16 protein-coding genes are annotated in these 16,608 nt (G+C 62.2%); 3 read left to right on the top strand and 13 right to left on the bottom strand.

Features of this window, described 5'->3' with window-relative positions; genetic code table 11:
* Positions 1 to 11: 11 nt before the first annotated feature.
* From AC54AF_RS18805 to argJ, 5 genes are all read right to left on the bottom strand, one after another.
* Positions 12 to 434 (bottom strand): PIN domain-containing protein, encoded by a 423-nt coding sequence (locus tag AC54AF_RS18805; RefSeq protein ID WP_496637745.1) that lies wholly within the window; start codon positions 432 to 434, stop codon positions 12 to 14.
* Between the two features lie 6 nt (positions 435 to 440).
* Positions 441 to 650, bottom strand: coding sequence for a FitA-like ribbon-helix-helix domain-containing protein (locus tag AC54AF_RS18800; RefSeq protein WP_131689251.1), 210 nt, complete (start codon positions 648 to 650; stop codon positions 441 to 443).
* Between the two features lie 120 nt (positions 651 to 770).
* Positions 771 to 1,193: an NUDIX domain-containing protein gene (locus AC54AF_RS18795; RefSeq protein WP_496637744.1), complete on the bottom strand. Its 423-nt coding sequence runs from the start codon at positions 1,191 to 1,193 to the stop codon at positions 771 to 773.
* Positions 1,190 to 2,071: an ATP-binding protein gene (locus tag AC54AF_RS18790; RefSeq protein ID WP_496637743.1), complete on the bottom strand. Its 882-nt coding sequence runs from the start codon at positions 2,069 to 2,071 to the stop codon at positions 1,190 to 1,192. Before AC54AF_RS18790 ends, AC54AF_RS18795 begins: the two co-directional genes overlap by 4 nt.
* Positions 2,068 to 3,306: a bifunctional glutamate N-acetyltransferase/amino-acid acetyltransferase ArgJ gene (gene argJ, locus AC54AF_RS18785; protein WP_496637742.1), complete on the bottom strand. Its 1,239-nt coding sequence runs from the start codon at positions 3,304 to 3,306 to the stop codon at positions 2,068 to 2,070. Before argJ ends, AC54AF_RS18790 begins: the two co-directional genes overlap by 4 nt.
* Positions 3,307 to 3,589: 283 nt before the next feature.
* On the opposite strand from argJ, the gene AC54AF_RS18780 reads away from it, so the two are divergent.
* Positions 3,590 to 4,813 (top strand): alpha/beta hydrolase, encoded by a 1,224-nt coding sequence (locus tag AC54AF_RS18780; protein WP_496637761.1) that lies wholly within the window; start codon positions 3,590 to 3,592, stop codon positions 4,811 to 4,813.
* A gap of 80 nt (positions 4,814 to 4,893) precedes the next feature.
* On the opposite strand, the gene secA is transcribed toward AC54AF_RS18780, so the two are convergent.
* Complete coding sequence (gene secA, locus AC54AF_RS18775) at positions 4,894 to 7,662, bottom strand: preprotein translocase subunit SecA (RefSeq protein ID WP_496637741.1); 2,769 nt, start codon at positions 7,660 to 7,662, stop codon at positions 4,894 to 4,896.
* A 279-nt stretch (positions 7,663 to 7,941) separates the two neighbouring features.
* Between secA and AC54AF_RS18770 the strand changes: the two genes are divergently transcribed.
* Entirely contained in the window at positions 7,942 to 8,451 is a 510-nt protein-coding gene (locus AC54AF_RS18770) for a DciA family protein (protein WP_131689257.1), read from the top strand.
* Positions 8,452 to 8,597: 146 nt separating this feature from the next.
* On the opposite strand, the gene lpxC is transcribed toward AC54AF_RS18770, so the two are convergent.
* The 3 genes from lpxC to AC54AF_RS18755 all read right to left on the bottom strand — a co-directional run bounded on the left by lpxC (position 8,598) and on the right by AC54AF_RS18755 (position 11,371).
* Positions 8,598 to 9,533 (bottom strand): UDP-3-O-acyl-N-acetylglucosamine deacetylase, encoded by a 936-nt coding sequence (lpxC, locus tag AC54AF_RS18765; protein WP_496637740.1) that lies wholly within the window; start codon positions 9,531 to 9,533, stop codon positions 8,598 to 8,600.
* Positions 9,534 to 9,594: 61 nt separating this feature from the next.
* Positions 9,595 to 10,437, bottom strand: a complete 843-nt coding sequence (locus AC54AF_RS18760) for a DMT family transporter (protein WP_496637760.1) — start codon at positions 10,435 to 10,437, stop codon at positions 9,595 to 9,597.
* A gap of 160 nt (positions 10,438 to 10,597) precedes the next feature.
* On the bottom strand, positions 10,598 to 11,371 hold the full coding sequence (locus AC54AF_RS18755; protein WP_496637739.1) for a helix-turn-helix transcriptional regulator: 774 nt from the start codon (positions 11,369 to 11,371) through the stop codon (positions 10,598 to 10,600).
* Between the two features lie 104 nt (positions 11,372 to 11,475).
* On the opposite strand from AC54AF_RS18755, the gene AC54AF_RS18750 reads away from it, so the two are divergent.
* On the top strand, positions 11,476 to 12,252 hold the full coding sequence (locus AC54AF_RS18750; RefSeq protein WP_496637738.1) for a class I SAM-dependent methyltransferase: 777 nt from the start codon (positions 11,476 to 11,478) through the stop codon (positions 12,250 to 12,252).
* A gap of 165 nt (positions 12,253 to 12,417) precedes the next feature.
* On the opposite strand, the gene AC54AF_RS18745 is transcribed toward AC54AF_RS18750, so the two are convergent.
* The 4 genes from AC54AF_RS18745 to AC54AF_RS18730 all read right to left on the bottom strand — a co-directional run bounded on the left by AC54AF_RS18745 (position 12,418) and on the right by AC54AF_RS18730 (position 16,608).
* Positions 12,418 to 12,924, bottom strand: coding sequence for a peroxiredoxin (locus tag AC54AF_RS18745; protein WP_071325280.1), 507 nt, complete (start codon positions 12,922 to 12,924; stop codon positions 12,418 to 12,420).
* A 224-nt stretch (positions 12,925 to 13,148) separates the two neighbouring features.
* A complete protein-coding gene (ftsZ, locus tag AC54AF_RS18740) occupies positions 13,149 to 14,357 on the bottom strand; it encodes a cell division protein FtsZ (RefSeq protein ID WP_034784974.1) in 1,209 nt (402 codons plus the stop codon).
* A gap of 154 nt (positions 14,358 to 14,511) precedes the next feature.
* A complete protein-coding gene (gene ftsA, locus AC54AF_RS18735) occupies positions 14,512 to 15,744 on the bottom strand; it encodes a cell division protein FtsA (protein ID WP_010394955.1) in 1,233 nt (410 codons plus the stop codon).
* 45 nt (positions 15,745 to 15,789) lie between these two features.
* The gene (locus AC54AF_RS18730; RefSeq protein WP_496637737.1) at positions 15,790 to 16,608 is read right to left on the bottom strand and encodes a cell division protein FtsQ/DivIB; all 819 of its coding nucleotides are present in this window, start codon (positions 16,606 to 16,608) and stop codon (positions 15,790 to 15,792) included.

Genomic DNA, 16,608 nt, shown 5'->3' with positions numbered 1-16,608 from the left:
CGCAATTAGCCTCAAATAAACGGATTTTCCAGGCGCAGCCCCTGTGCCGCGAAACTGTCGAGTCTGCCACTGACCACCGTCACGCCATACGCGATGCCCATCGCCGCGATCTGCCCATCGGCGCCATGCCCATGGCCGCAGGCATGCAGGCGCGCACACACGAGCGCGCAATCGAGGTCGAATTCCAGCAGCCGCGGCGCATACTCTGCCAGCACGGCCTCCAGCCAGCCTTCCAGCGCCAGTGCTTCCAGCGCCGCTTCGCGCCGCCAGCTGCGCTGTATGCCAACGCGCAATTGCGCGATCACCTGCACCGGTACATAGCGCATCTCCGGCGCCACCCGTTCGAAAAAATCCGCGACACCAGGCGGCGCAGCGGCGCCCTTGCGCGCCGCAACGATCACATCCGCATCGACCAGATAGGCGGGCATAGGCATGGCGGGTCAGGAGCGGCGCTCGAAATCCGTGTCCAGTCCCACGTCGGGCATGGCGCGCAGAATATCGTCGAGCGGGCGCTTCGGCAGCGGCCGCAAGGCGCTGCGCAAGATATCGCGGTGCTCCTCTTCGATGCTGCGTCCATGCGCGCGGGCACGCTTGTGCAGCGCGGCGATCAGCAGTTCATCGGTATCGGTAAAGGTCAGTGTCAGCGGCATGCGAGACTCCCCGGTGCGTGATGCAAGCACTGTAGCGCAAAGCGCGCGCGATACAAGGGAAGTCACAGGAAAGCTTGCGCCAGCGCGCAGCATGGCGCTGTCCGCTGGCACAAGTGGAACTCAGGCAGGCGCCAGCGATGCGCGGCGCACCTCGTCGAGCCATGCCAGCAGGGGAATGGTGGCCGGCAGCAAGGGTTCCACGCCGACCGTGCCCTGCCAGGCGAATGCCTGTCCTTCCAGGCTTTGCGGCTCGCCCCGCCATTCGCGGCTGATATAGAAATGCAGGCGCACATGGGCGTGCGGATACACATATTCGATGCCGCACCAGGCCTCGGCGCTGTCGATATGCAGCCCCAGTTCCTCGACAAACTCGCGTTTCAAGGCGTCAAAGATGGCTTCGCCCGGTTCGACTTTGCCACCAGGAAACTCCCAATAGCCGTCATACGGCTTGCCGGCCGGGCGCTGGCCCAGCAGCACGTCGCCATTCGGCTTCATCAGGATGCCGACGGCGACGTCCACCGGTTTGATTTTCACGTCGCTCATTGCGGCAGCTTTCCCGCAGGTAGTTTCCCAGCATAATCGCGCGCGAATTGCCAGGCCACCCGGCCAGAGCGCGAACCGCGCTGCAAGGCCCAGCGCAGGGCATCGCCGCGCGCTGCGGCGATCTGCTCCGGCGTGCAGCCGAACGAGGCGAGCCAGTGCGCCGCAATATCGAGGTAATCGTCCTGCTTGAACGGATAGAACGACAGCCACAGGCCGAAGCGCTCGGACAGCGAGATTTTCTCTTCCACCGTCTCGCCCGGATGCAAATCGCCATCGTCGTCCGTCTTGTAGCTGCTGTTGTCGGACATGCGTTCCGGCATCAGGTGACGCCGGTTCGAGGTGGCATAGATCAGCACATTGTCCGATTGCGCGGCGATGCTGCCGTCGAGCGCCACCTTCAGCGCCTTGTAGCCGCTCTCGCCCTCTTCGAACGACAGGTCGTCGCAAAAGATGATGAAGCGCTCGGGGCGCGCCGCCACCAGATCGACTATGTCGGGCAAGTCGGCAAGATCCGCTTTATCCACTTCGATCAGGCGCAGGCCCTGGCCGGCGAACTGGTTCAGACAGGCCTTGATCAAGGAAGACTTGCCCGTGCCGCGCGCGCCCGTCAGCAGCACGTTGTTGGCCGGACGGCCGCTCACGAACTGGCGCGTGTTCTGTTCAATTTGCGCTTTTTGCGTGCCGATATTGTGCAAGTCATCCAGGGCGATGTTCGACACGTGGGCCACGGCCTGCAAATAAGCTGCCGCGCCCTGGCGCCGGCGCCAGCGGAAGGCAAAGCTGCTCCAGTCCGGCGCGGGCATCGGCTGCGGCAGGATCGCTTCCACCCTCGCCAGCAAGGCCTCGGCACGGATCAGGAATTGATCGAGGCCGGTCATGAGCGGTAGTCGGCGTTGATCGACACGTAGTCGTGCGACAAGTCGCACGTCCACAGGGTGGCCGTGGCATCGCCGCGCGCCAGCTTCACGCGGATAGTGATTTCGCTTTGCTGCATCACGCGCTGGCCATCCTGTTCCTGGTAGTCCGGGTTACGGCCGCCATTCTTGGCCACCCACACGTCGTCCAGGTACAGATTCAACTGGCCCACGTCCAGGTCGTCCACGCCAGCATAGCCGATGGCGGCCAGGATGCGGCCCAGGTTCGGGTCGGAGGCGAAGAACGCAGTTTTCACCAGCGGCGAATGGGCGATGGAATAGGCGATCTTGCGGCATTCTTCCACGTTGCGGCCGTCTTCCACGGTCACGGTCATGAACTTGGTCGCGCCTTCGCCGTCGCGCACGATCGCTTGCGCGAGAAAAGTAGACAGTTCGGTGACGGCGGCGGCCAGTTCAGCATAGTGCGGCGAGTCGATGGAATCGATCACCAGGCTGCCGGCGCCCGTGGCTACCAGCATGAACGAGTCATTGGTGGAGGTGTCGCCGTCGATGGTGATGCAGTTGAACGATTTGTCGGCCGCCTGCTTCACCAGCTGGTCCAGCACCGCTTGCGCCACGGTGGCGTCAAACGCGAGGAAGCCCAGCATGGTGGCCATGTTCGGCTTGATCATGCCGGCGCCCTTGCTGATGCCCGTCAGGGTGACTGCGTGGCCACCGATGGTGACGGTGCGCGAACCGGCTTTCGGCTGCGTGTCGGTGGTCATGATGGCTTCGGCGGCCGAGAACCAGTTGTCCGATGTCAATGCCGATACGGCTTGCGGCAAGCCGGCCATCAGGCGCTGCACGGGCAAGGGTTCGAGGATCACGCCGGTGGAAAACGGTAAAATTTGCTGCGGCGTGCAGCCCAGCAGCTCGGCCAGCGCGGCGCAGCTGGCCTGCGCGTCGGCCAAGCCCGATTCGCCTGTGCCCGCATTCGCGTTGCCCGTATTGACCAGCAGCGCGCGGATCGGCGCGGCGCCGGCCGTCACGGCGGCCAGGTTGGCTTTCGCAATTTGCACGGGCGCGGCGCAGAAGCGGTTCAAGGTGAACACGCCGGCCACGGTGGCCGTCGGCGCCAGTTTCAATACCAGCAAATCCTTGCGATTGGGTTTCTTGATGCCAGCTTCGGCAACACCGATTTCAATGCCAGCGACGGCTTTCAGGTCGGCGGCGACGGGCTTGGGAGAATTGACGGCCATAGGAGTTCTTCTGCAAGGGAAAAGGGAAGCGCTATTGTAGCGCCTTCGCGGCCCCGGTGAACATGCGGCAAGGGAATAGTCGCAGCGACACGGACAGCGCCGAAGCGGACCGGCAGCATGGCCAGGCTTGCGATTTATCAGAACCATGCCGCATGGCGACGCTAAGATACAGGAACAGACGATAGCGAGTCTGGCAAGCGCGCCGCCCAGGGAGGACGTCATGGCGCATGGTCAGTCAAACCGAAAACAGCACAGCGATGCGGGTCTGTCATGCCTGTTGCGTGTGTTATGCCTGCTGGCCTGGTTGACGGCCTGTACGGTGCAGGATCAAGCGGCGCACCGTACGGGCGGTGACTCTGCCGGACAGGCATCCGCAGCGCCGCCTGCCGAGGTAGCGCGGCCACCGCCAACCTTGCCATGGAGCAGTTCATGGTCGGGCATCGGTGGCTTGCTCGGCAACCTGGCCGGCAGCATCGGCAGCGGCGGCACGCTGAAGTCCGACAAAGAGCGGCCGCCGGCTGGCGCCTTGCACGTCACCGTGTATTACGCCACCGACAGGCAATATCAGGCCAGCAGCCGCAACTATGGCTGGCAGCCCAACCGCGCGGTGCCCTACCTGAGCTACGGCAGCGTCCTCGTGAGCATCCCTGAAAAACGAGCGCCGGGCGAACTGCCGCTGCCGCCCTGGTACGACATCGTGTCGAGCGACGATGCGCAACAATACGTGCTGATCAAGGGAGCCACGCGCCTGTCGCACGCGGATTTCCTCGCCACCGTCAAGGCCAGGATACTAGCCGCCCCGGAACGCCGCGCCGCCTTCATCTATATCCATGGCTATAGCAACTCGTTTGACGACGCCGCCCGGCGCACGGCCCAGATGGCGGTCGACCTCGATATCGGCGCCCTGCCCGTGTTCTACAGCTGGCCGTCGAAAGGCACGCTGACCGGCTATGAATACGACCAGAATTCAGCCGAATGGACGCAAGCGCACCTGCAGGCCTTCCTGGCCGACTTCGCGGAGAACTCGTCCGCCACGGATATCTACCTCATCGCCCACAGCATGGGCAACCGTCCGATGACGCTGGCCCTGGCCAACTTGCTGGAAAAGCGCCCCGACCTGCTGCCCCTGTTCAAGCAGGTGGTGCTGGCGGCGCCGGACATCAATGCCGATGTCTTCCGCGCACAGATCGCCCCCCGCTTTGCCAGTCTCAAGCTCCCCGCCACCCTGTACGCTTCCGCGAACGACAAGGCGATCCGCGCTTCCTACAATTTTGCCGACTGGGACAGGATAGGCGATATCCGCGGCCCCGTCGTCGGCATACCCGGCATGGAACTCGTCGACGCCTCGGCCGTCATCATGAATTTCATGGGGCACGATTACTTTGCCAGCAACCGCGTCTTGCTGACCGATATCGCCACCATGATCAAGACGGGGCAACGCGCAAAGAACCGTGGCGGATTGAAAGGCATTCCGGCGCAGGCACCGCAATACTGGGCCTTTCCCTGAATAGGGACAGGGCAGGACATGCTGGGCATAAAAAAACGGAGACCGCGGTCTCCGTTTTTGTTCAAGCTGTCAAACCGGCTTTACGCCAATTTTCCATGACAGGCTTTGTACTTCTTGCCGCTGCCGCATGGGCAAGGGTCATTGCGGCCCACTTTGACGCCCATGCTCACGCTCATGTCGTCGACGTTGTCCATGTTGCCGCCGGCAGCGGGCGCCAGCAGTTCTTCCGGCGCAGCGTTCGGGTCGAACTCGGCGTGCTGGTAGTGCACGTTTTCCACGTGCGACTGCTGCATCGCCTGTTCTGCCGCGTCGACTTCTTCGCGCGACTGGATGCGTACCGTCATCACGTGTTTCGTGACGTCGTTCTTGATCATGTCGAGCATCTGGCCAAACAGTTCAAACGCTTCGCGCTTGTATTCCTGTTTCGGGTTCTTCTGCGCATAACCGCGCAGGTGAATACCCTGGCGCAGGTGATCGAGCGCCGCCAGGTGTTCGCGCCAGTGGCTGTCCACGCTTTGCAGCATGACGTTGCGTTCGAAGCCGCCAAACGATTCCTTGCCGACGATATCGATCTTCGACTGGTACACGGCATCGGCAGCGACCAGCACTTTATCCAGGATCTCTTCGTCCGTCAGGGTCGCATCGGCTTCCAGCAACTGCTGCAGCGGCAAGTCGAGCTGCCATTCGCTCGACAGGGTACTTTCCAGGCCCTTGATATCCCACTGTTCTTCCACCGATTCATGCGGCACGTACTCGTGCACCAGGTCGGTGAACACGCCATGGCGCAGCGAGCCGATCATGTCAGAAATATCGGTCGTTTCCAGCAACTCGTTACGCTGCTGGTAGATGACTTTACGCTGGTCGTTGGCAACGTCATCGTATTCCAGCAATTGCTTGCGGATGTCGAAGTTGCGCGCTTCCACCTTGCGCTGGGCCGATTCGATCGAACGCGAGACGATGCCCGCCTCGATCGGTTCGCCCTCCGGCATTTTCAGGCGGTCCATCACGGCACGTACGCGGTCACCGGCGAAGATGCGCAGCAGCGCGTCGTCGAGCGACAGGTAGAAGCGCGACGAACCCGGATCGCCCTGGCGGCCGGCACGGCCACGCAGCTGATTGTCGACGCGGCGCGATTCATGGCGTTCGGTGCCGATGATGTGCAAGCCGCCCGCATTGACCACGTGGTCATGCAAGGATTGCCATTCATCGCGCAGGGTCTGCGACTGGGCTGCCTTGTCGGCGTCGCTCAGTTCAGCATTGGCTTCGATGAACTTGATCTGGTTTTCGACGTTACCGCCCAACACGATGTCGGTACCGCGACCGGCCATGTTGGTGGCGATGGTGATGGCTTTCGGACGGCCTGCCTGGGCGATGATTTCCGCTTCGCGGGCATGCTGCTTCGCGTTCAGCACGTTGTGCGGCAAGCCGGCCTTGGTCAGGATGCCCGACAGCAGTTCCGAGTTCTCGATCGAGGTCGTGCCGACCAGCACGGGCTGGCCGCGCTCGTAGCAGTCGCGGATGTCGTTCAACATCGCGTTGTATTTTTCCGCCGACGATTTGTAGACCTGATCCTGGCGGTCCTTGCGCTGCAGCGGACGGTTTTGCGGGATCACGACCGTTTCCAGGCCGTAGATTTCCTGGAATTCGTACGCTTCGGTATCGGCCGTACCGGTCATGCCGGCCAGCTTGGCGTACATGCGGAAGTAGTTCTGGAAGGTGATCGAGGCCAGGGTCTGGTTCTCGTTCTGGATCTTGACGCCTTCTTTCGCTTCGACGGCCTGGTGCAAGCCATCGGACCAGCGGCGGCCCGTCATCAGACGGCCCGTGAATTCATCGACGATCACCACTTCATTGTTCTGCACCACATAGTGCTGATCCTTGAAGTACAGCGCATGCGCGCGCAGGGCCGCATACAGGTGATGCACGAGGGTGATGTTGGCCGAATCGTACAGCGAAGCGCCTTCCGGCAGCAGGCCCATTTCCATCAGGATGCCTTCCGCCTTTTCGTGGCCGGCTTCCGTCAGCAGCACCTGGTGCGCCTTTTCATCCTTGGTGTAGTCGCCCGGCACGTCAACCTTGCCCTTGCCGTCCGGCGTTTCTTCGCCGATCTGCAAGGTCAGCAATGCAGGCACTTCATTGATCTTGTAATACAGGTCGGTATGGTTCTCGGCCTGGCCCGAAATGATCAACGGCGTACGCGCTTCATCGATCAGGATCGAGTCGACTTCATCGACGATGCCGAAGTTCAGGCTGCGCTGCACGCGCTCGCGCGCTTCGTAGACCATGTTGTCGCGCAAGAAGTCGAAACCGAATTCATTGTTGGTGCCATACGTGATGTCGGAGTTGTACGCCTGCTGCTTGGCGCTGTGCTCCATCTGCGACATGTTGACGCCAGTCGACAGGCCCAGCCACGCATACAGGCGGCCCATGGTCTCGGCATCGCGCTGCGCCAGGTAATCATTGACGGTGACGATATGCACGCCCTTGCCCGACAAGGCATTCAGGTAGGCTGGCAAGGTTGCCATCAGGGTCTTGCCCTCGCCCGTGCCCATCTCCGCGATCTTACCGAAATGCAAGACCATGCCGCCGATCATCTGCACATCGAAGTGGCGCATGCGCAGGACGCGCTTGCTGGCCTCGCGGCAGACGGCAAAGGCTTCCGGCAACAAGGCATCGAGCGATTCGCCGGCGGCGATGCGTTCCTTGAAGGCAGGCGTCTTCGCTTGCAGCTCGGCATCCGACAGCTTTTCGATGGCCGGCTCGAGCGCATTGATCTCGCGTACCGTTTTTTGGTATTGCTTGAGCAGCCGCTGGTTGCGGCTACCGAAAATCTGGGTCAGTAATGACATGCTTGAATTCTTGAAAAAACGCCGTTAAAAAAAGCTCGGTAGGGAACAACGAGGGAGTAATCGCGTCACCGCACGGAGTTCGACTATGGCAAAAGACGATGATTTTATCATGCGTTCCCGACATGGTTGGGGTAATGCGCCATATAACAATAGCTTAATGACAAACAAATGGCAGAAATTGGGGACATTTCCCATACTGTAAGGCAATACGACCGGGCCGCTTGCGCGGCACCCGTCGCCGCACTCGTCATGCGCGGGCGAGTGTGCTATGTTTCGGCCATGCGAACTCCCACTTATTCTCCGGCACCGCGCCGCGGCTACGGCTTTGCCCGTTCCGGCCCGGCCGCGACGGGCGCAACCGATTTTCTACGCGGCAACGCGACGATGGCCTCCCTGATGCCCACCGTCACGCGCCTGGCAGCCCTGCAAAAAGATTGCGCCAAGGCTTTGCCGGCCATGTTCGAGCATTGCGACATCCTGCAATTCGAGAGCGGCCAGCTGGTGCTGGCCACGCCGAACGCGGCGCTGGCGGCCAAGCTCAAGCAGCAATTGCCGAAACTGCAAGGGGAACTGGAAAGAAAGGGCTGGCAGATTTCAGGCATCAAGCTGAAAGTGCAAGTCATCAAGAGCATCGCGCCCATCGTGCATACGCGGGCGCTGGTCTTGCCGGAAAAAGCCATGTCGGCCCTGGAAGAGCTGAGCACAGCCCTGCCGGCGTCGAAGCAGAACGAACAATTGATCGCGGCGCTGCGCAACATGGTCCGCCACCACCGCGAACCTAAAGATTAAGACTGCCCGACAACATCTTGACACCTCAGAAAACCGTAGCGAGCGGAAGGAAGAGGTGGCTAAGAAGCGCAACCGTACGAAGGTGCGGTGAGCATCGCAGGTCGCCTATACCGACGCGCAGTAGGTTTAAAGAGGTGTCCCTCAGATCAGGTCAACGACCACTCGCGCTCCATCTGGCGCAGGTAGGATTGCGGCGCCGCCTCGTTGGTGGCGAACGAGACGATTTCATACGCTTCCGGCTGTTCCAGCAGCGCCAGCAGCAACTGGTTGTTCAGCGCATGGCCCGACTTGTGCGCCGTGTAGTAGGCCAGCAAGGGGTGGCCCACCAGGTACAGATCGCCGATGGCGTCGAGGATCTTGTGGCGCACGAACTCATCTTCATAGCGCAAGCCATCGGCATTGAGGATGCGGTACTCGTCCATGACGATGGCGTTTTCCAGCGAACCGCCACGCGCCAGGCCCATGCCACGCAAGCTTTCCACGTCCTGCATGAAACCGAAGGTGCGGGCGCGCGCCACGTCGTGCACGTACGACACGTCGCCAAAGTCGACGGAGGCGCGCTGCATCGTGCCATCGACGGCCGGGTGATTGAATTCGATGAAGAAATCGAGCTTGAAGCCGTCATACGGCGACAGCCGCGCCCATTTCTCGGCGTCGCCCTTGCCGTGACGCACTTCCACGGGCTTGACGACCTTGATGAACTTCTTCGCCGCCTGCTGCTCTTCCACGCCCGCCTGCTGCAGCAGGTAGACGAAGGACGAGGCGGAACCGTCCATGATGGGAATTTCTTCCGCATTCACGTCGATGACCATATTGTCGATGCCCAGGCCGGCCGCCGCCGACATCAGGTGCTCCACCGTAGAAACGCGCGCGCCATCCTTGATCAGCACGGAAGCCATGCGCGTATCGCCCACCGCCATGGCGCTGGCAGGAAATTCCACTATGGGATCGAGGTCGGTGCGGCGAAACACGATGCCCGTGTCGATCGCGGCAGGACGCAAGATCAGCTCCACCTTGGTGCCAGAGTGCAAACCGACACCGATGGTGCGGACCTGTTGTTTGATAGTGCGTTGTTTTAACATTTCACGATTATATCCAGTTGCGGCCCGGCATGCCTGCCGCCGAAAAAAGCACCAGGCGGCATCAGGGGTGCTCGCTCTCGGCGTGCACAGCCTCCCTGCGCACCAGGTAAATGCCACTGCCGATGATGATGGCCGCGCCAATCAAAGTGTATTCGTCGGGCAAGGCGCGCCACAGCATCCAGTCCAGGGCCATGCCCCAGGCCAGGGCCGAGTACTCGAACGGCGCCACGCTGGACGCCTTGCCATGGCGAAACGCTTCCGTAATGGCCAGCTGACCCAGGAAGCCGCTCAATGACAAGCCCGCCAGCAACCACCAGTCTTCGCGGCGGATGCTCACCCACTCGTGCGCCGACAGGGCCACGCCGCCGAGGGCCATCATCACCATCAGCCAGAAGACCATGCTTTCGCTGGCGTCCGTGCGGCTCAGGATGCGGCCCGTGACGGCGGAAATGGCGTAACAGGCGGCCGAGCCCAGCACGGCCAGCCCGGCCAGCGAAAAGAATCCGGAACCGTCGGGGCGCAGCGCCACCAGCACGCCCAGCAGGCCCACGGCGATGGCGCACCAGCGCGCCAGATCGACTCTTTCCTTCAGGATAAACACCGACAGGATCGTGATCAGCAAGGGGGCGACGAAAAACAGCGAATACGCCTCGGCCAGCGACATGCGCTTCAAGCCGTAGGCGAACAGGGTGATCATCGACACGCCGAGCGCGCCGCGCAGCAAGTGCAGCGGCCAGCGCACCCGCATCACATGCTTGAAGGCGCCACGGTACAGCAGGTACAGGCACACGAGCGGCAAGGACGACAGCGCGCGCAAGGCCGTCACCTGCATGGGCGGATAATGGGCGGACAGCAGCTTCATGGCCGTGTCCATCAGGGAAAACATGGCGACGGCGACCAGCATCACGTAGATGCTGCGCAGGTTGGGATTGCGGGGTAGCAGGACAGACTCCTGGCGAAAGAGCGGGGCCGTCATCATGGCGACGGCCGGAGCCAGGACAGCATGGTCTGGAGAGGCAGGGCCAGGCGGTCAGCCCGATTATAGCAAGCGCGGCCGTTTTACCTTATGCCACCGGCAACAGCATCACCAGTTTCAGCTCATGCTGCCGCGCCAGGTGCAGGGTCACCTGATTGAACGCCAGCAGCCCCTGTTGCGCGTGCCGGAACTGGCGCAAGCCGCCATCACGGCCCTGCACCTGCTGCGCGCCCCACCACTGGCGAAACTCAAGGCTGGCCCCGGCCAGTTCGGCGATCAGGCCGGCCAGCGGCGCCTGGTCCGCCTGCCGGCCGATGTCGGCACGAAACTCCGCCACCAGGCGCTGCGCCCGCTCGGGCCAGCCGACGACCAGCTCGCGCGCGCGCGCGTCCAGGAACATGAAGCGCAACTGGTTCGGCGCTGCCGCGTCGTCCTGCAGCCAGCCGGCAAACAAGGTCGATGCCGCCCCGTTCCACGCCACGGCATTCCATTCCCCGTCGAGGATATACGCGGGCGCATCGATGGCAGTAACGATGACGGCCAGCTCGGCGGCGGCCGGCCCCTCGCCCTCGCCTGTGCCATGGCTGGGGTCATGCTTGTCGGCCACCTCGAACAGATAGGCGCGCTCGGCAGCGCTCAGCTGCAGTACTTGCGCCAGGCGGGCCAGCATCTTGGCCGACGCCGACACGGGCCGCCCCTGCTCCAGCCACGTCAGCCAGGTGGGACTGACATCGCACAGCTGCGCCAGCTCTTCGCGCCGCAAGCCCGGCGTGCGCCGCCGCCCGCCACCGGGCAAGCCGGCCATGGCGGGCGTGACGGCTTCGCGCCGCGCGCGGATGAATTCAGCGAGCTTATTCGACATGAGATGCCTGCATGGTAGTGAATATACCAGTATAAGTTATGGTCTTGTTACAGGATAATTTTATCCTTATTCTGCAGGAACTCACCCATCCACAGGAGAAAACCATGCAGCAGCACGATGTCGTTACCGAACAGTTTGGCAAGACGGCGAATGCCTACCTGAGCAGCGCGGTACACGCGCAAGGCGCCGACCTGGTGCTGATGCAGGAATGCGCGCGCCGCCACGGCAAGCAAGGCAAACCACATGTGCTGGACCTGGGCTGCGGCGCCGGCCACGCCAGCTTCGCCGTCGCCCCCGTGGCGCAATCGGTGGTCGCCTACGACCTGGCGCAGCCGATGCTCGACGTCGTCGACTGCGCCAGGGTGCAGCGCGGCTTGCACAACATCCGCACGCAACAGGGCGACGTGGCCCGCCTGCCGTTTGCCGACGCCAGCTTCGACATGGTCGTCACGCGCTTTTCCGCCCACCACTGGAACGACGTGGCGGGAGCCCTGGCCGAAGCGTGGCGCGTGCTGCGCCCGAACGGCACCTTGCTGGTGGTCGATATCGTCGCGCCGAAGACGGCCCTGTACGACAGCACCCTGCAGGCGGTGGAAATGCTGCGCGACGCTTCCCACGTGCGCGACTACCGCACGTGCGAATGGGGCGCCAAGTTAGACAAGGCGGGTTTTAGCCACAGCTTGCGCAGCGTGTGGAAACTGACGATGCAGTTCGACGAGTGGGTGGCGCGCATGCGCACGCCAGGCGAAAGAGTAGCGGCCATCCGCAACCTGTTCGATGGCGCGCCCGAGGAAGCGCGCCAGTATTTCGCGCTGCAGGACGATTATTCGTTCAGCATCGACGCGGCCATGTTCGAAGCGACCAAGCCGCAGGTGCAATAAAGAAACGGCGCCGATGGCGCCGTTTTTATTGCGTAGGTTGGATTAGCGCGTAGCGCGTAATCCAACAATGCTGAAGCAAACGCGGTGCGAACGCAGCTCGTCGGCTTACGCTGCGCTAAGCCGACCTACGCCGACCTGCACAGGTCCACCCAAGCTACACTCTGCTTAGGCCAGTTGGCCCAGCAGCGTCTCGGCATTCGACACTTCAAACTTGCCGCCCTGCTCGACGTTCAATTGCGTCACGACGCCATTGTCGACCAGCATCGAGTAGCGCTGCGAGCGCGTGCCCATGCCGAACTTGCTAAAGTCGGCGTCCAGGCCCAGGGCCTTGCTGTAGGCAGCATTGCCATCAGCCATCATGCGCACGACGCCGGTGGCTTTCTGGTCGCGGCCCCAGGCGCCCATCACGAACGCATCGTTGACGGAGATGCACCAGATTTCATCGACACCCTTGGCCTTCAGGTCGGCAGCGTGCTGCACGTAGCCTGGCACGTGCTGTGCGGAGCAGGTCGGGGTGTAGGCGCCTGGCAGGCCGAAGATGGCGATCTTCTTGCCCTTGACCAGGTCTTGCACGTTGAACGTGTTCGGGCCCAGTGCGCAGCCTTCGGTTTCGCTTTCGATGAATTCGGCCAGGGTGCCTTCTGGCAGGGTGTCGCCGATCTTGATGGTCATGTTGACTCCTTGTGTGCTGTCGGTTGAGGACGCCGCCCGTTCCGTGGAGCGGACAGCGCCCGTGATCTGGTTCTGCCGGCATCATGCCGACACTGCGCGATAGTATGCCTGACTTGCCGTATTTGTGCAGAAAGTGGCCGCAAAGGCAAAGTCAAAAGTCAAAAACCGGACAAAAAAAACGGCGACCCTCAGGCCGCCGTCATGCGTGCATACATCAAACCACCTTAGTCGGCTTGCTTGCGCAGGAAGGCTGGAATGTCATACGTTTCCATGCCATTCTTTTCCATCGCGCGCACCTGCTCGGAAGCCGATTCGCGGCGCCATACTGCCGGCGCCTTCATGCCGTCGAAACCGGCAGCCGGCGTAGCCACGCCAACCGTCGTCGTCGCCGCTTGCGCGCTACCCATGGCAGCCGATGGGGTCAGCGGACTGTTGTGGGTGCCGGTGCGCAGCACTTGCTGCGGTACCAGCTGGATGTTTTTCTTCGCGCGGCCCAGGCCCGTGGCCACCACGGTCACGCGGATGTCGTCGCCCATGGCGTCGTCATAGGCGATACCTTGCGCGATCGACGCGTCCGGCGCGGCAAACGCGCGCACGGCAGCCATGACTTCCTTGATCTCTTTACCTTTCAAGCCACGGCTGGCCGTGACGTTGACCAGCACGCCGCGCGCGCCGGACAGGTCGATGCCATCCAACAGCGGCGAAGCGACAGCCTGTTCGGCGGCGATGCGCGCGCGGTCGACGCCGGAAGCGGTCGCCGTGCCCATCATGGCCTTGCCCTGCTCGCCCATGATGGTTTTCACGTCGTTGAAGTCGACGTTGATATGGCCCGGCACGTTGATGATCTCGGCAATGCCGGCCACCGCGTTGTTGAGCACATCATCGGCGTGCTGCATCCATTCCAGCATGCTTTCGTCTTCGTAGATCTCTTCCAGCTTTTCATTGAGGATGATGATCAGCGAATCGACGTGCAGGGACAGCTGCTCCAGGCCTTCGTCGGCGATGTCCATGCACTTCTGGCCTTCGTACGAAAATGGCTTGGAGACCACGGCAACCGTCAGCGCGCCCAGTTCCTTGGCCACTTCGGCCACGATAGGAGCGGCGCCCGTGCCCGTGCCGCCGCCCATGCCGGCAGCGATGAAGACCATGTGCGCGCCGCGCAGCGAATCGGCGATGCGCGCGCGCGATTCTTCGGCCAGCTGGCGGCCGACGGCAGGCTTCATGCCGGCGCCCAGACCGGTATCACCGATCTGGATGATGTTGTGGGCCTTCGATGTCGACAGGGCCTGTGCGTCGGTGTTGGCGGCAATGAACTCCACGCCCGACATGCCTTTGTTGATCATGTGTTGGACTGCATTGCCACCCGCACCGCCGACGCCGACGACCTTGATGACGGTACCTAAAGCTGTGTTATCGACCATATCGAACTCCATGATGTGCTCCTATCAGATGCGGTTTCCAAGCGCCAGGCCTCATATTGGTAGGAGAACTGGAGATTGAAAACTGCGGTTAAATATAAAATAAAGTTATGTGTGTGTACCTGCGATGCTGCAAAAAAACCTGTACTGCCGGGCGAAAATCATGCCCTTAAAAATTCCCTAAAAACCATTCTTTCATGCGCTGCCAGACTGCCTTCACCGAGCCGTCCTGACGCGTCACGATGTGGCCGCGCAGGTATTGCTTCTTCGCCTCCAGCAGCAGGCCCAATACCGTGGCATAGCGCGGACTGCGCACCACGTCGGCCAGCTGGCCCCGATACTCGGGCGTGCCAAGGCGCGCCGGTTTCAGGAAAATGTCTTCCGCCATTTCCACCATGCCGGGCATGATGGAAGTGCCGCCCGTGAGCACGATGCCCGACGACAGCACGCCTTCGTAACCGGATTCGCGCACCACCTGGTGCACCATCGCGAACAGCTCCTCGACGCGCGGCTCGATCACCGCCGCCAGCGCCTGGCGCGACAGGTTGCGCGGGCCGCGGTCGCCCAGGCCAGGCACTTCCAGCGATTCGCCAGGATCGGCCAGGACCTGCTTGGCCACGCCATAGCGGATCTTGATTTCTTCCGCTTCCGCGGTCGGGGTGCGCAAGGCCATGGCGATGTCGTTGGTGATCTGGTCGCCGGCGATGGGAATGACTGCCGTATGGCGGATCGCGCCATCGGAAAATACCGCCACATCGGTCGTGCCGCCGCCGATGTCGATCAGCACCACGCCCAGTTCCTTTTCATCGGGCGTGAGCACCGCATCGGCCGAGGCCATCGGCTGCAGGATCAGGTCCGACACTTCCAGGCCGCAGCGGCGCACGCACTTGACGATGTTCTGCACCGCCGACACGGCGCCGGTGACGATATGCACCTTCACCTCCAGGCGGATGCCGCTCATGCCGATAGGCTCGCGCACATCTTCCTGACTGTCGACGATGAACTCTTGCGGCACCGTGTGCAGCAATTGCTGATCGGTTGGAATGTTAACCGCTTTTGCCGTCTCGATGACGCGCGCCACGTCGGTCGCCGTCACTTCCTTGTCCTTGATGGCCACCATGCCGCTGGAATTGAAGCTGCGGATATGGCTGCCCGCGATGCCCGCGTAGACATTGCGGATCTTGCAGTCGGCCATCAGCTCGGCCTCCTCCAGCGCGCGCTGGATGGATTCCACCGTGGCCTCGATATTGACCACCACGCCCTTTTTCAGGCCCTTCGATTCGTGCTGGCCCAGCCCGATCACTTCGTGGCGCCCGTCGGACATCACTTCGGCTACCACCGCCACCACTTTCGAGGTGCCGATGTCGAGGCCGACGATCAGGTTTTTCGCGTCTTTTGTCATTTCTGTCGCCTAGTTTTTTGGGCTATTGTTAAATTGAGTATTCGGTTAAGCCGGTTTTTTAATCGGACTGCCATTTTTCTTCCTGATCGCTGGCGCCGGCCTGCCGTCCTTGCCTTCGGCCGGTATCACCAGGCCGGCGGAACTGAGCGCCAGCCCATTCTGGTAGCGCATATCGATCGTGTCGATATTTTCCAGCCGGCTCGCCAGCTGCGGGTAGATGCCCACCAGCCGGTCGACCCGCGCCTTCAGGGTCGTATGATTCTGTTCGCGCCCCAGCGCCACGCTCATGCCGTTATTCAGTTTCACGGTCCACGCATAACGGCTCGACAGCGACAGGGTTTCCGGCACCATCTTCAGCGGCGCAAACCACTTTGCCAGTTGCACATAGGTGGCCAGCACTTCCTTTTCGCTGCCATCCGGGCCGGCAAACGCAGGCAATTCATGGTCGTCTTCGGCTTCGGCCACATTGGCCGTAAACACGTCGCCCTTGACCGACAACAGGCGTCCATCCTCGCCCCAGGTGCCCAGCGCTTCGTGTTCTTCCAGCGCCACAATCAGCTGGTTCGGCCACTCGCGCCGCACGCTGGCACGGCGCACCCAGGGCACCGATTCGAACACCCCGCGCACGCTTTCCAGGTTGGTCGTGAAAAAATTGCCCTTGATGCGGCCCAAGGTGCCGCTGCGCAGGGTCAGGTAATTCACGTGGCGCAGTCCCTTGTCATCCGCGCTTTCCACCTTGATGGTGCGCAGGTCGAACATGGGACGCTGCGACACCCACCAGACGCCGGCGGCCACGCACACGACCAGAACCGCGGCCAGCAAGCCGTTGGCAGTCGTATTGAGGCTTTTAGCGTCATGCCACAT

This window comes from Janthinobacterium sp. JF4, assembly GCF_059617925.1.
The sequence above is the reverse complement of the archived record's forward strand: the minus strand, read 5'-3'. Positions and strand labels throughout refer to the sequence as shown.

Coding starts and splice junctions, on each gene's coding strand:
- AC54AF_RS18805 (WP_496637745.1), bottom strand. CDS start 434: ATGCCTATGCCCGCCTATCTGGTCGATGCGGATGTGATCGTTGCGGCG.
- AC54AF_RS18800 (WP_131689251.1), bottom strand. CDS start 650: ATGCCGCTGACACTGACCTTTACCGATACCGATGAACTGCTGATCGCC.
- AC54AF_RS18795 (WP_496637744.1), bottom strand. CDS start 1,193: ATGAGCGACGTGAAAATCAAACCGGTGGACGTCGCCGTCGGCATCCTG.
- AC54AF_RS18790 (WP_496637743.1), bottom strand. CDS start 2,071: ATGACCGGCCTCGATCAATTCCTGATCCGTGCCGAGGCCTTGCTGGCG.
- argJ (WP_496637742.1), bottom strand. CDS start 3,306: ATGGCCGTCAATTCTCCCAAGCCCGTCGCCGCCGACCTGAAAGCCGTC.
- secA (WP_496637741.1), bottom strand. CDS start 7,662: ATGTCATTACTGACCCAGATTTTCGGTAGCCGCAACCAGCGGCTGCTC.
- AC54AF_RS18770 (WP_131689257.1), top strand. CDS start 7,942: ATGCGAACTCCCACTTATTCTCCGGCACCGCGCCGCGGCTACGGCTTT.
- lpxC (WP_496637740.1), bottom strand. CDS start 9,533: ATGTTAAAACAACGCACTATCAAACAACAGGTCCGCACCATCGGTGTC.
- AC54AF_RS18760 (WP_496637760.1), bottom strand. CDS start 10,437: ATGCTGGTCGCCGTCGCCATGTTTTCCCTGATGGACACGGCCATGAAG.
- AC54AF_RS18755 (WP_496637739.1), bottom strand. CDS start 11,371: ATGTCGAATAAGCTCGCTGAATTCATCCGCGCGCGGCGCGAAGCCGTC.
- AC54AF_RS18750 (WP_496637738.1), top strand. CDS start 11,476: ATGCAGCAGCACGATGTCGTTACCGAACAGTTTGGCAAGACGGCGAAT.
- AC54AF_RS18745 (WP_071325280.1), bottom strand. CDS start 12,924: ATGACCATCAAGATCGGCGACACCCTGCCAGAAGGCACCCTGGCCGAA.
- ftsZ (WP_034784974.1), bottom strand. CDS start 14,357: ATGGAGTTCGATATGGTCGATAACACAGCTTTAGGTACCGTCATCAAG.
- ftsA (WP_010394955.1), bottom strand. CDS start 15,744: ATGACAAAAGACGCGAAAAACCTGATCGTCGGCCTCGACATCGGCACC.
- AC54AF_RS18730 (WP_496637737.1), bottom strand. CDS start 16,608: ATGTGGCATGACGCTAAAAGCCTCAATACGACTGCCAACGGCTTGCTG.